Source organism: Streptomyces sp. NPDC059649, assembly GCF_042734445.1.
In the GTDB taxonomy this organism is placed as follows: Bacteria; Actinomycetota; Actinomycetes; order Streptomycetales; family Streptomycetaceae; genus Streptomyces.
Genome location: NZ_JBHWDV010000012.1, coordinates 122,473 through 136,130, shown reverse-complemented (window position 1 = coordinate 136,130; position 13,658 = coordinate 122,473). Strand labels below are relative to the sequence as shown.

Sequence of the window (13,658 nt, the reverse complement as noted above, 5' to 3'; positions counted from 1 at the left end):
GCCGGACGACATGCGGGAACATCCCGATCGTCCGGGCGGGCGTCGCGCAGCCGCAACCAACCGTCCACCGGTCTCCGGCCGGAATTGCTCGGCGTTCTGAATTCTCATGCCCGCATGGGCGTACGACCACGGGCCGTCATATCGCCATGACCATGCGGGGAATTACCGAGCGGCCGCGGCGCCGCCCGGCCACCTGATCCCGAACTCCCCAACAGGCACAGCACGTTGCTGCACAGACGACCTGATTTCCCCTCATCCCACTGCTTTGTGTTTCTTAAAGGGCGGCTTATGGCGGTGGGTTCAGGACGCCGGCCGGTGTCGCCGAACGGAGTGGTGCCGACTCGCGCCGCGTTGCCCCGCGGAATGGATCAGGGCCTGCCGACGCTGTAGGAAGGTGCCACCCGAGGAAAGGTACGGACATGACCACCGTGCACGGTACGACCCTGGACATTCCCACCCAGGACGGCGTCGTGGACGCCTATCTCGCCCACCCCGACGACGGCCGTGCGCACCCCGGGGTCCTGCTGTACATGGACGCCTTCGGTCTGCGCACGTCGTTGGAAGCGATGGCCAGGCGCCTGGCCGGGCACGGCTACACGGTGCTGGTGCCCAACGTCCTGTACCGGACCGGGCGGGCGCCTGTGGTGGAGCTTCCCGACTTCATCGTCCCCGCCGAGCGGCCGGAGATCTTCGAGCAGCTCTTCCCGATCATTCAGGAGCTCACCCCGGAGCGGGCCGTGCGGGACGCCGGCGCGTACCTGGACTGGCTGGCCGCCTCGCCGCTGGTGGCCGACGGCCCGGTGGGCACCACCGGTTACTGCCTGGGCGGCGTCCTCGCGCTCCGCACCGCCGCGGCCCATCCCGACCGCATCGCCGCGGCGGCCTCGTTCCACGCCGGCCATCTGGTCACGGACGCCGAGGACAGTCCGCACCGGCTCGTCGACCGGATCACGGCGGAGCTGTACTTCGGGCACGCCGACCAGGACGCCTCGATGCCGGCCGAGGAGATCAAGGCCTTGGAGCAGGCCCTGGACACCGCGGGCGTGCGCTACCGCAGCGAGCTGTACGAAGGCGCCCCCCACGGCTACACGCAGACCGACACCGCCGCCTACAACGGCGCGGCGGACGACCGGCATTGGCGCGACCTGCTGGACCTGTTCGGGCGCACGCTCGGCTGAACCGGCCCGTCCGGGCGTCAACCGTCGCCGCCCCGCCAGATGTTGTCGAACGCGGCCTGGTCGATGGCGTGCCGCTGCCGCTGGTACCCCAGCTCGCTCAGCGCGTCATGGACGGCGGCGAGCACCGTCTCCACCGCCTCGCCGGCCGGTGGCCCGTCGTCCCGGAGACCCTCGGACCGGGGGTCTCCGGCCGGCTCCGCACCGATGCCGAGGGCGGCCGCGAGGGCGACGAGGACGGGTTCGTCCGCCGCCCAGCGGTCCGCCGCCGCCCGGCGCGCGGGGGACTCGGTCAGCACCAACTCACCGGCCCGGAAGGGCTTCCAGTGCCCCCGGCGTTCGCGGGTGAGCTGGCCGTCGGCTTCGAGGGCCGTCAGATACGCCGTATACAGGCCGCGGCCCCTGCGCCACAACCAGTCCTCGACCAACTCGTACGGCTCCTGCTGGACGAGCGCTCCCGCCGCCTCGTCCAACAGGCGATCCGTCACGGCCGGGCGGTAACCGGGGACGATGCGCTCACCGTCCAGCGCGGCGGACTGCGCCCGCAGCAGGTCGATCAGCTCGGCCCCGGCGAGCGCCAGCGACAGATCGCCCTGCGCGGGACGGCGTCCGGCCGGCTCGCCCAGGGCCACGATCAGCAGGTCCCGCGGTGTGGTCATGACGGCTCCCCACTTCTGCTTCGAGCTTACGGAGTCGTGCCTCCGGCTGCATCCCGCACCGACGGCGGCCCGGAATTCCCCGGACCACGCGCGATATCCCCACGCCACATCGGGCACGCGCTCAGGAGACCCCGGGCCCAGGGATCCACGAGGTCCAAGCCGCCCAAGACAGTCAAGACGCCCACGTGGGAGATGAGGTGGGGCACTGATGAAGAGCGATGAGTTCCTGGCGAAGGTGCGTGAGCGCGGCGAGTACGGCAGCCGGGAGGAGGCCGAGCGGGTCACCGGGGCCGTGCTGCAGGTGCTGGCCGGTCGGATCACTCCCGGTGAGGCCGCGGACCTGGCGTCGCAGCTGCCGGCGCCGCTGGACGAGGCGTTGCGTACCGACGGGCGGACCGAGAGCTACGGCCGGCAGGAATTCCTGCGCCGGGTGGCCGAACGCGCCGGTGCCCGGACCCGTACGGCCGAGTGGGACGCCTGTGCCGTCCTCTCCACCGTCGCCGACGCCGTCTCCGGCGGGGAGCTGAACCAGGTCCTCAGCCAGCTGCCCTCCGGCTACGCCGTCTTCTTCGGCAAGCCGGGCCTCGGCGACTGAGCCGCCGGCCGTCCCTCAGGCCGCCTCCACCTGGTCGCCGTAGCGCACCGCATCGACGTAGCGCAGCAGCACCCCGACCCCCTCGCGCAGCCTCAGCTGCTCCTCGGGGACGAGGACCAGTTCCGCGCCCGTGCCCACCAGGGCGCGGGTGAGGGCGGCATCGGCGCGCTCCTCGCGTACGGTCTCCACCCCGTAGACCCGCAGGTCGCTCTCCGTGAGGGCGAGCTGACCGGGCTCCGGGCCCACCCACAGGCGCAGCGGCGACTCCGGGTGGTCGTTGAGGAAGAGCGCGCTGACCTGGCCGCGCTGCAGTGCCGAGACCGCGGCCGCGAGCCCTTCGGCACAGGCCCCGTCGTGGGCCCGGCGGGCCAGGAAGGACTCCAGGAGGCTGCGGTCGTGGGCGGCCATCCGCCCGCTGAACAGGCGGTCGAGCTGCCCCTCCAGCAGCGCCCGTCCCGGCTGCGGCGCACCGCCGCCCTCGGCGGTGGCGAGCCGGCTGCGCAGGTACGTGGGGAGCCGGCGGGCCAGGATGCCCCGGGCCCAGGTGTCACCGGCGAGGACCAGCGTCTCGGCGCCACGGCGGCGGGCCTGCGTCTCCAGCTGCCGGCCGAGCCGTTCGGCGAGGTGCTGCCATTCGGCCACCGGGACCTCCATGTGGAGCCGGTCCCCGGGCGTCACCTTGGTCAGCGGCCAGGTCCCGGCCTCGGTGTCGATGCGGACGTTGCCCTCGGCGTCGGTGGAGTGGCGGCCCGTGTAGTGGACACGTACCGCCAGATAGGCGATCTCGGGCGCATGCTGGGCGATCAGCGGCATGGTGTCGGGCAGCGCGCCGAAATGGGCCGTGTCCTGTACCGGCGGGCGGGGCAGTTCGTCCTGGAGGACGAGTTTCCCGTGCGCGGTGAACAGCGCCTGCCCGTGCCGGCCGGGCACCCCGACGTCGTCGCCGACGGTGCCCGCCACGGCGGCGATGGACGCCGGGTCCGCGCCTTCGGCGAGCAGGTCGTCACGCAGATGCCGCCAGCGCAGCGCGATGGCGGAATCCGGGTCCTCAATGGCACTGTCGCGCGAGGTGTCGAGGTACACCGAGGCGAACGGGCCGGCTTCTTTGTAGAGCGGTTCGAGGAAAGTAAGTCGCATCGCCACTCCCACCGGGAACGGAATCATCCCTGGGCCCATGATGCGCCCGACGGGCGTGCGGCGCGTCCGCTGGGGTACGGGCGGGCCGCTACCGGCCGTCGGGGACGGGCCGCGGAGGGTGAGCGCCCGGGCAGCCGTCGTTCCGGCCGCCCCGGCCCGTCGCCCTCACGCCGGCAGCCCGCCCAGCAGCTCCGTGACCTCCTCGGCGGCCAGCGGCAGTTCGGCCTCCTCGTACGCCGACCTGGCCCGTTCCCAGTAAGTGCGGGCCTCGGCCGGCCGGTTGGCGGCCACCGCGAGATGGCCGAGGTGCTGCAGGGTGCGGGCCCGTCCGACCGGGTTGCCGAGCCGGCGATAGAGGTCCAGTGCCGACCGGTAGTGCTGGTCGGCCACCACCCGGCTGCCCTGCAGGCGTGCCGTGAACGCCAGGTTGAAGAGGGTGTGGGCGGTGGCCTGGTGGTCGTCGAGCGCCCGGAAGAGGGGGAGGGCGGCCGCGTAATGGCCTTCCGCCTCCGCGTACCGGCCGAGGCGGCGGGCGGCCGTGCCCATGCTGTGCAGCGTACGGGCCTCGCCGGTACGGTCCCCCAGCGCCCGGTAGCGGTCGAGTGCCTCGGCGAAGAGGGACAGCGCCTGGTCGAAGTCCTGCTTGTGCTTGAGGAAGTCGCCCTTGTCGTACAGGGCCAGGGCCTGCTGGGCACGGTCGGCGACGGTGCGCGCGAACTCCACGGCCGTGTCGCACACTTCCAGGCCGGCGGCCCAGTCCTGCTGACGGCGCAGGAACCAGCTGACGTCGTGCGCCAGCGGCAGCACCACCGCGGGCCGGCCGTGCCGCTGCGCCAGATGGAGGGCCGACCGCAGGTTCAGCCGCTCGGTGTCGAGCCAGTCCTCCGCGGCGTCGTCCCGGCGGCGCGCGCGGGCCGCCGCCACGATGCGTTCGGTGGCGTCCCGGGTGGCGTCGCGGTAGTGGGCCAGCAGCCGGTCGACGGCGGCCTCGACGCCCGCCGCGTCCTCCTCCTCGTCGCGGCGCCGCTCGGCGAACAGGCGCAGCAGGTCGTGGAAGCGGATCCAGCCGCGGGGCTTGCCGGGCTCGACCATGTGGACGTCGCGGAGCGCGCGCAGCAGTTTCCTGGCCCGGGGCACGGATTCCCCGGCGAGCGCGGCGGCCGCCTCGACACTCACCTGCTGGCCCGGGTTGAGCGACAGCAGCCGGAACATCCGGGCCTCGTCGGCGGCGAGCCGGGCGTAGGACAGGTCGAAGGCGGCGGTCACCGAATGGCGGTCACCGTAGGAGAGCTCCTCCAGGCGGGTGGCACGGTCGCGCAGGGCCGCGGTGAGCTCACCGACGGACTGCTCCGGGTCACCGGCGAGTATCGAGGCCACGACGGCGAGCGCGAGGGGGAGGTGGCCGCACAGTGCGGTGAGGTCGCGTACGGCGTCGGGCTCGTCCTGGGCGCGGGTGTCGTCGGGGCGGCGCATCCGGAGCGTGCGGCTGATCAGGGCGGCGGCCTCGGCCGGGGCCAGGACGCCGAGGTCGAGGATCCGGGAGCCGGGGAGGTCCCCGAGGGTGCGGCGGCTGGTGACGACGACCCGGTGGGCCGGGGAGCCGGGCAGCAGCGGGCCGACCTGGTCCGTCGAGGAGGCGTTGTCGAGCACCACGAGGGCGGCGCCGTGCCGGGCGGCGCGTTCGGCCAGCTTCGAGCGGTACAGCGACAGCCGGCCCTCGAAGGTGGGCGGGAAGAGTTCGTCGGGGACGCCGAGCGCGCTGAGGAAGACGGAGACCGCGAGGTCCGGCCGGACGTAGCGGTGCTCGTCGTAGCCCTGGAGGTTGATGAAGAGCACGCCGCCGGGGAACCAGCCCGCCGCCACGGCGTCCTGCGCGGCGCGCAGGGCCAGCGCGGTCTTGCCGACGCCGGCGGTGCCGACGAGCGTGGACACCGGCAGCGGCGTGGCCGCGGCCGGTGGCGAGGACGTGACGGGCGGGGCGGATATGGCCGGTGATGTGGCCGGTGGTGTGGACGCCGTCGCCGCCGGGGAGCCGGGGCCGGGGCGCAGTGCGGCGGTCAGGGTGCGCAGGGCCTCCTCCCTGCCGGTGAACTCCGGCGGTGCCGGGGGCAGCCCCGCCAGTGCGGTGGGTACCGGGTGGGTGAGGTGCAACTGCCCCACGTGGCCGGCCTGCACGACCGGCCCGGTGACGTTCCCGCTCAAGTCGTTGGATGACTGGTTCACGGTCCCTTTTCTAGCCGACCGCCGCGTCGCCCAAGCGGGTTTTCCGCACGCCGGCCGCCGACGGCTGCCCGTACTCCGACGGTGTCTGTGCCGATCCTCCCGCCTCGCGTGCGGTGACATCTCTTGGGACCGTGGCAGCACCGGCCCCCGTCCGTCCGCGAGGTGGCAAGTTGAGCGACAAGGTCATGCCGTCCGTCCCGCCTGCCCGCCGCGCGGAGCCGTTGCAGCGGTTCCTGTTCGGCGGGGTCTACGGATCGGTCCTCGCCAGTGCGCTGGCGGCCGCCCTCGGGGGCGAGCACGGGCCCTTGGACCCCGGGTACGACGCGGCGTGGGTGCTGGTGGCCTGCATCGCGTCGGCCGCGGCCCACGGCTACGCGCACGCCATCGCCCACCGCACGGCTGACGCGGCCTCGGTCACCACGAGCGCGGTGCGGTCGATGCTCACCGAGTGGCCGCTGGTGGTCGCGGCACTGCCGACGGTCGCCGCACTGTTCGGCTCCTACCTGCGATGGTGGGGCGAGGAGGGCGCGATCGACGTGGCCCTGACGATGAATACGGTGGCGCTGTTCGGCTGGGGCCTGTGGAGCGCCCGGGCGGCGGGGCGGAGTTGGCCGGCGTCGTGCCGGGTCGGGTGCGTGGACGCGCTGATCGGGCTGTTCATCATCGGCGCGAATGTGTTGACCAAGTGAGCGGCGGGAGCACCCGAGCGGCGGGTGGGCGCGTGCGCAGGAGAGCCGGCAAAAGATGCGTGCCGGTCACCCGTTCGCCACACTGAAGAGGACGGAAGCGCCTCCGTGCGCGGTGCGACGTGTGACGGCATGTGATGCGTGACGGTATGTGATGCGTGACGGCATGTGACGTCCCTGATCCCCGCCCACGCGCTTCCGCGCGCATGCTCCGACGTCATCGGAAGGCGGCTCCCATGACCGCCGAGCCCTTCTCCGTGCTGCGGGTCGAGGATCTGCTGCAGCTCCGGGTCGAGGTGATCAACCTCCGGCGGGACGGCACCCATCTGGTGCGGGAGGACCCGGCCGCCGAGGCGCTGCTGATCTTCGGCCTTCCGGCGCAGCACATCAGCGAGACCGTGGTGCACCCGGCGCCGGGCAACTTCCCCGACACCGTGCCCGCGTTCGTGTCCGGCGGCACGACCCTGGTGTTCCGGCTCCCCGACGGTGCGGACGCCATCGAGCTCTCCGCCGCGGCCCTCCTGGACTGGAACCACCTGCAGTCCCTGACCGTGCCCGACGACCCTCCCGACCCGTCCACCGTCAACGTCTTCGGCGGTGTGCCGCGCACGGCCATCGAATTCCCCACCCGGGTGCTGCTCGGCCACGAAGGCGCCGTCGAGTGGTCGACACCGCGTCAGGCCGTGACGCTCGACGGCCGGTGCGAGCTGTTCCACGCCGAGCTGCGCGGGGAGAACGGCGGCGATGCGCTGTTGCGCGCCTTCGCGGCACCGCGCGACCGGCCGCCGCGCACCGATCTCCCCCTCACCGACGACAACCGCACCGATCTCGTCGCCTTCACCCACGACGTGGACCTGGTCGGTCCGGACGGTGCCCCGGTGCGCAGACCGCTGCGCGCCGAGCGGTTCGTGCTCACCCCGCTCGGTGCGTCCGTACGGATGGCCGGTGCCTGGGAGCCGGTGCCGGGGACGAGTCTGGCGTCCTACCACCACGTCGCCGAGCTGGGCCGTGACCAGGTGGTCCAGGTCGCCCAGCGCGGCTTTCTCAGCACCGGGCACCGGGCCCTGCTGATCCGTACCAGTGAGCGCAAGTTCTCGGACACCGGGGACGGCAGCTCCGTCGCCTACCTGCAGCAGGAGACCCGCATCAGCGTCAGCGAGCCCGAGGTCTCCTACGAGAACGTGGGATTTCCCCATGAGGGGCGGGAGATGCCGTTCCGGTCGCTGCGCATCCTCGACACCACCACGCCGCCGGTCGTCGACCACGGGGAAGAGCAGTTCTGGGTGACCCTCGAAGGCAGCGCGGAGCCCTACCGCTTCACGGTCGTCGGGACCGACGGCGAAGGCCGGGACCTCAGCTTCACGATGCCGCTGATGTTCGTCGACGCGCGGGCGGTGGGCAGCCTGCGGATCTTCGACTACAACGACCCGCTGTTCGAGGACCGCAGGACGATCGCGCTGAACGGCCGGACGGCGGCCCTGGCCCGGCCGCCCAGCGGTGCGCCCGGGACCACCGCACTGCCCGTGAGTGCGCTGAAGCTGGTGATGTCGCACGCGCCGGGCCATCCGCTGGGCGCCCTGCCCGTCCTGCAGTCGGCGCAGGTACGGGTCCCCGCCGTGGAGCAGCTGACCGGGCTCGCCACCGAGTCCGAGGTCAGGCTGCACGACGCCTATCTGAGCGTCGGCATGGCCGGGCAGGCGGCCGGGGCGTTCCTCTCCCTGGCAGAGGACGTGCCGGTGCGCTTCGGTGCGGGCAAGGGCGGCGGTGTCGCGAGCCCGGACTCCGCGGTCCGGGCGGTCACCGCGACGGCGGGCCTGCTGCCGGCCGATTTCGCCGAGGCGCGGGCGGCCGCGACCGGGCTGGGCACGGACCAGCTCCGGCAGATCTTCGGCGGCGCCAAACTGCTCGGCGTCCTCGACCTGTTCACCCTGCTCGACGAGGTCGACGGCTCCGCCGTGCGGGAGCTGGCCGTGCTGGACGACGACGAGATCCGGCGCAGGCTGGAAGGCGGCGCCGACGCGTTGCTGCCCGTACCGATCATGCGGGCCCGCGAGCTGGCGAAGGGCCGGGAGGTCCGCTATCTCTGGAAGCCGCGGCTGCGGCGCGAGCCGGTGGACATCGTGGCCGGCGTCTTCACCCTCGATCTCAGGAACGCGGCGCTGACCATGGAGGCCACCACCGTCTGCGCACCCCAGGCACTGCAGCGGTCGACGGTGCACGGCGAACTCACCGGCTTCGCGCTCGACTTCGCCCGCATCGTGCGGGTCGACATCGGACGGCTCGCGTTCACCGCCCGGCCGGGAAGCCGCCCCGACCTGACCGCCGAGGGCCTGAAGGTCCATCTCCAGGACGCCCTGGAATTCGTCAACGCGCTCAAGGACCTGCTGCCGGCCGACGTCTTCGGCAAGGGCGCCTTCGTCAAGCCCTCGCCGACGGGGATCAGCGCGGGCTACACGCTCGCCGTTCCGGCCGTACAGCTCGGCGTCTTCGCGCTGAGCAACGTCACCCTCACCGCCGAACTGACAGTCCCCTTCGACGACCGTCCGGTCTCGTTCCGCTTCGCGGTCTCCGAGCGGCACCAGCCGTTCAACCTGAGCGTCTCGCTCTTCGGCGGCGGCGGATTCTTCTCCGTCATCGTCAGCACCCGCCAGGTCGAACTGGTCGAAGGCTCACTGGAGTTCGGCGGCAACGCCTCCCTCGACCTCGGTGTCGCCAGCGGCGGCGTCCATGTGATGGGCGGGATCTACTTCGCCCTCACCGGGCAGTCCGTCACCCTCACCGGCTATCTGCGCTGCGGGGGCTACCTCTCCGTCCTCGGGGTGGTCAGCGTCTCCGTGGAGTTCTCTCTGCAGCTCACCTACGTCAAGGACAGCAACAGGCACACCACGGAGGTGTTCGGTGCGGGCAGTCTCTGCGTCAGTGTGCGGGTGGCCTTCTTCAGCAGGTCGGTCACGCTCAGCCTCCAGCGCCGGTTCGGTGGATCGCCCGCCGACCCCGGCTTCGCCGATTGTGTCGAGCCGGCCGACTGGGACCGGTACTGCCTGGCCTTCGCCCCCTGAGGCGGCCGGGCGGCAGCTGCGGAAGGACGGGACCGGGCCGTGACCATCGACCAGCGCATCCAGTGGGTCCTGCTGCCGGCCGGTCTGAGCCCCGACGGCGGTCAGGCCCGCTTCTCGCTCTTCGTGGCCCCCAGACTGGGGGCCGACCGCGCGGTCACCCTCGCCGACTTCCCGGACTTCCTGGACTGGCCCGCACGGCTGGCCACCGCGAGCTTCTTCGTCGTCACCACCGACGGGAACGGTACGGCGTCCGACCCGGAGATCGGGCCGCTCACGGTCTCCGGCCCGGCCGCCGAATCGGCCCTGTGGCAACGCCTCTTCCCGCCGCACACCCCCGTGACGCCCTTCGAGTTCGACGACTTCCGGCCGTCGGTCAAGGTGTCGTACCCGGCCAAGGGGCTCGCGGACACCACGCGCGGCGCCTTCGCCGCCGCCGCGGCGGCCTCACCGGAGGAGCTCCCGGCCGCCGGGGGCATGAGCCAGTTCGCCGGCTTCGCACCGGCCGAGGACATGCCGGCCCGGCTGCAGGAGATCGCGGCCACCCTCGCCGCCGCCGACCAGCTCGCCACCGACCGGCCCGACGGTCCGGCCGAGCCCGAACTCGGCCCGCAGGACGCCTTCCTCGCCTTCCACCAGCAGGAGCAGCACCTCGCCACGTTCGCCGGGCCCCGGCCCCCTGACGAACCGCCACCCGAGCCCCCGCCCCGCCCGACGCCACCGGCGATCGACTTCCACCAGATGCTCTCCGCCCTGGGCGACCACCCCGCGCTGATGCGCCGGCTCGGCCTGGTCGTGGACCTCACCCTGCCGGTCGGCCGGCTGACGCCCGCCCGCGGGGAGCGGGGCCTGGCGATGGCCCCACGGTTCGCCTCCCTGGTGCCCGACGCGGCCTCCCAGGACCTGACCCCGGCGACCCGGTACGCGCTGGTCCCCGGCGAGGACTTCTGCGCCGCCGCCACCGGCGGGGACCCGCTGGGGCCGCCGGCCCGCGGCCTGTTGGCGCTGCCCGAGTCGGAGTACGCCATCGAGCAGGCCGACATCGACGGGGTGAACCTCAAGCTGCTCGCCGCCTCGGCCGCCGCGGCGGTGCCGGACGACCTCTCACCGGACGGGACGACACCGGAACGCTCGGCGCCGCCGAGCCTGCGGACGGCCGGCCTGGCCGTCGTCCAGGGCGGCCGCGCCCAGGCCCTGCAGTCCGGCTTCCGGCGTGCCGCGGCGCACCAGGACGCCCTCGGCAACGGCGGCTCCCCCGTGCTGACCGCCGAGGACCTGGTGCGCGGCCATCGGATCGACGTCTTCGACGAGAGCCGGCAGCGGTGGTTCTCGCTCCATCAGCGCATCGTCCACTACAACCCGCCGGACGGGGACGGCGGTGAACCGATCGCCACGGTGACGGACGAGGGCTTCTTCCAGCCCGGTGTGACCCGGCCCGAGGGCGCCGCCCAGCGGCTCCACGTGCACGAACGCGTCGTCTGCTGGGACGGCTGGACGCTGTCCGCGCCCCGTCCCGGCATGGCGCTGGTCGACGAGGGGCCGGACGGCGAGGAGGGCGCGGGCGGACCGGCCGGGCCGCGGCGCATCACCAACCGGGCCACCACGACCCTGCCGCTGCAGATCGAGGCGGAGGCCCGGCCGGGAACGCTGTCCCGGCTGCGGTTCGGCCGCTCCTACCGCCTGCGCATCCGCACCGTCGACCTGGCGGGCAACGGCCCCACCCTCGACGAGGCCGAACGGCTCATGGACCAGGACCTCCTGGCCCTGCCGTCCTCCGGGGGCGAGCTCTTCCGCCGCTACGAGTGCGTGGCCGCGCCCACCCTGCTGCCGCGTGCGCCGTTCACCGAGGGCGATTCGGCCCACCGGCTGGTGATCCGCAGCACCGCCGAGCAGTCCCCCCAGCAGTACGCGGACGACGCCAACTCCCGGCCGCCGGTGGCCGGCGGCACGCATCCGCCGTACCGGGCGGTCGACGAGCGGCACCTGGTCGCCCCCAAGGCCTCGCTGGAGGCCGTCGAACGGCACGGCCTGCTCGACGCGGCGATCGGCGCCACGGACCCCGAGGTCCGCCGGTCGGTGTACCAGCTGGCCGTACGGGAGGACGGTCGGCTGGACGACCCGTCGCTGGACGGCGTCGCTTTCGTCGACTTCGCCGTGCCGGAGCCCGGCCCTCCGTCGGACGGCCCCGCGGAGGACAACCCGCCGCAGCGCTACGTCGTGCACACCGGGGAGCGGATCGCACTGCCCTACCTGCCCGATCCGCTGTCGCTCGGCGTGGTCTTCCGCGGACTGCCGGGCATGCCGGAGGACGACCCCTTCGAGGTGTCCTGGGCCGGCACGGACTGGTCCACACCGAAGTCCCTGCGGCTGCGCCTGGTCGAGGGCACCGGCCCGCCTCAACTGGACGCCGCGGCCCGGGTCCTGACCGTCGCGCTGCCGAAGGCCGCGGTGCGCACCGTGCGGGTCTGCTCCAAAGCAGTCGCCAACGAGAAGATCCTGGGCATGCTCCACTGGTGCCGGGAGGCGCTCGGCGACGGCGAGCAGTTCGAGAAGGTGATGGCCGCCGCCCGGGCGAACCGGCACTGGATGACCACCCCCTGGCACGAACTGACCCTCACCCACGCCGTCCAGCGCCCGCTGGTCGCCCCGGCCCTGACCTTCTTCGACATCACCGGCCGCGACCTCGGCGACACCGGTGAACACCTGGCCGGGTTCGTCCTGCTGGACCCGCCCAGCACCGAGCGGATCGACCTCATCGCGCACTGGACCGAGGAGATCGACGACCTTACGGAGCCGGGACCCCGGACGCGGGAGCTCACCGCTCCGGTCTTCCGTCTGCCGCCGGCACTGGCCGTTCCGTTCGGCCCGGACGTCGACATCAACAACGTTCCCAGCACCCTCGACGGGAATCAGCTCTTCTTCAGCACGGCCGCTGCCGCCGCGGCGGCGGCGAACGACCCGGGAGGCGTCGCGCCCCCGCCGGAGCGGCAGGAGTTCGGCGACACCAAGCACCGGCAGGTGACGTACCGGCCCCTGGCCACCACGCCGTTCGGCGACTGCTTCCCGCCCGAGTTCGCCGACGACCCGGAGCAGAAACTGCTGGCGCAGTGGGGCGAGCCGGTGCCGCACACCGTGCTGAGCAGCAGCAAACCCGCCGCGCCCACCGTGCTCGACTGCCTCCCCACCATGGCCTTCGAGACGTCCGGCGGCCTGCCCGGGACCCTCACCCGGCACCGCCGCGGCGGCGGGCTGCGCCTCTACCTCGCCCGGCCGTGGTTCACCTCCGGCAACGGCGAACTGCTCGCCGTACTCGTCCCGGAGGAGGGCGAGGAGCCGAGCGAGGGCGCGTACCCCTTCCTCACCCTCATGGGCCGCGACCCGGCGCACCGGTCCGCGCCCGTCACGCTGCCCACACCGGCCCACTTCCCCGGCGCCGAACATGTCAGGTCCGGCCTGGTGCTACCCGACCCGGACGCCTTCTTCCCCGGCTTCACGGTCACGGCCGTGGGCTACCGGCCGCGGTTCGCCGAGGACAGCGGCCGCTGGGTCTGCGACCTGGACATCGACACGGGGGACGGCTATCTCCCGTTCGTCCGGCTGGCCGTCGCCCGTTTCCAGCCGGACTCGCTGGAAGGCGAGCACCTGTCCCCGATCGTGCACACACCGGTCCTGCGGACGCTGCCCGACCGGGTGCTGACCGTCGAGGGCACCGACCCGCTGACCGTGCGGCTCTCCGGACCGAACTACCTCACCGACTTCACCGTCGGCGGAGGCGTCAGCCCTGAGGTGAGCGTGTCCCTGCTGCAGCGGGACCCGGACATCCCGGACGATGCGGTCGCCTGGCGGAAACTCGACGACACCGAGATCCTGCTCGACCCGGAGGACACCTCCCGCCCCGACCAGACCTACGCCGGCGAGTTCGCCCTGCCCTCACCGCTGCCCGCGGGCCCGCTGCGGCTGCTGGTGACCGAAAGCGCCGTCTGCGGTTCGGACTTCGCGGAGAGCGAGCTCTTCGGCCCGCTCGGGTTCCAGGTGATCTACGCGGACACGGTGCCGCTCTAGAGGACCGCCGCTCCGGAGGACCGCGGTCCGTGCGCGCGCGTGGCACCGGGGGGCGAGTGCTCGCC

At 73.2% G+C, this 13,658-nt stretch carries 8 protein-coding genes; 5 read left to right on the top strand and 3 right to left on the bottom strand.

The window, feature by feature from the left end; genetic code table 11:
- Positions 1–419: 419 nt before the first annotated feature.
- Entirely contained in the window at positions 420–1,178 is a 759-nt protein-coding gene (locus ACFV1J_RS16315; RefSeq protein ID WP_385858492.1) for a dienelactone hydrolase family protein, read from the top strand.
- 17 nt (positions 1,179–1,195) lie between these two features.
- Here ACFV1J_RS16315 and ACFV1J_RS16310 read toward each other — a convergent pair whose 3' ends face one another.
- On the bottom strand, positions 1,196–1,834 hold the full coding sequence (locus ACFV1J_RS16310; protein WP_385858489.1) for a GPP34 family phosphoprotein: 639 nt from the start codon (positions 1,832–1,834) through the stop codon (positions 1,196–1,198).
- Positions 1,835–2,042: 208 nt separating this feature from the next.
- On the opposite strand from ACFV1J_RS16310, the gene ACFV1J_RS16305 reads away from it, so the two are divergent.
- Positions 2,043–2,429: a DUF2267 domain-containing protein gene (locus ACFV1J_RS16305; protein WP_385858487.1), complete on the top strand. Its 387-nt coding sequence runs from the start codon at positions 2,043–2,045 to the stop codon at positions 2,427–2,429.
- A 15-nt stretch (positions 2,430–2,444) separates the two neighbouring features.
- On the opposite strand, the gene ACFV1J_RS16300 is transcribed toward ACFV1J_RS16305, so the two are convergent.
- Together ACFV1J_RS16300 and ACFV1J_RS16295 are read right to left on the bottom strand one after the other, a co-directional pair.
- Positions 2,445–3,566, bottom strand: coding sequence for a hypothetical protein (locus tag ACFV1J_RS16300; RefSeq protein WP_385858485.1), 1,122 nt, complete (start codon positions 3,564–3,566; stop codon positions 2,445–2,447).
- 165 nt (positions 3,567–3,731) lie between these two features.
- Entirely contained in the window at positions 3,732–5,789 is a 2,058-nt protein-coding gene (locus ACFV1J_RS16295; RefSeq protein ID WP_385858482.1) for an ATP-binding protein, read from the bottom strand.
- A 170-nt stretch (positions 5,790–5,959) separates the two neighbouring features.
- On the opposite strand from ACFV1J_RS16295, the gene ACFV1J_RS16290 reads away from it, so the two are divergent.
- The 3 genes from ACFV1J_RS16290 to ACFV1J_RS16280 all read left to right on the top strand — a co-directional run bounded on the left by ACFV1J_RS16290 (position 5,960) and on the right by ACFV1J_RS16280 (position 13,593).
- On the top strand, positions 5,960–6,478 hold the full coding sequence (locus ACFV1J_RS16290; RefSeq protein WP_385858479.1) for a hypothetical protein: 519 nt from the start codon (positions 5,960–5,962) through the stop codon (positions 6,476–6,478).
- A gap of 233 nt (positions 6,479–6,711) precedes the next feature.
- Complete coding sequence (locus ACFV1J_RS16285) at positions 6,712–9,534, top strand: hypothetical protein (RefSeq protein ID WP_385858477.1); 2,823 nt, start codon at positions 6,712–6,714, stop codon at positions 9,532–9,534.
- Between the two features lie 39 nt (positions 9,535–9,573).
- Positions 9,574–13,593: a hypothetical protein gene (locus ACFV1J_RS16280; RefSeq protein ID WP_385858474.1), complete on the top strand. Its 4,020-nt coding sequence runs from the start codon at positions 9,574–9,576 to the stop codon at positions 13,591–13,593.
- Positions 13,594–13,658 lie beyond the last annotated feature (65 nt).

What these genes read in the sequence shown, in the direction of transcription:
- ACFV1J_RS16300 (WP_385858485.1), bottom strand. Translation starts at nt 3,566, where the DNA reads ATGCGACTTACTTTCCTCGAACCGCTCTACAAAGAAGCCGGCCCGTTC.
- ACFV1J_RS16315 (WP_385858492.1), top strand. Translation starts at nt 420, where the DNA reads ATGACCACCGTGCACGGTACGACCCTGGACATTCCCACCCAGGACGGC.
- ACFV1J_RS16305 (WP_385858487.1), top strand. Translation starts at nt 2,043, where the DNA reads ATGAAGAGCGATGAGTTCCTGGCGAAGGTGCGTGAGCGCGGCGAGTAC.
- ACFV1J_RS16310 (WP_385858489.1), bottom strand. Translation starts at nt 1,834, where the DNA reads ATGACCACACCGCGGGACCTGCTGATCGTGGCCCTGGGCGAGCCGGCC.
- ACFV1J_RS16285 (WP_385858477.1), top strand. Translation starts at nt 6,712, where the DNA reads ATGACCGCCGAGCCCTTCTCCGTGCTGCGGGTCGAGGATCTGCTGCAG.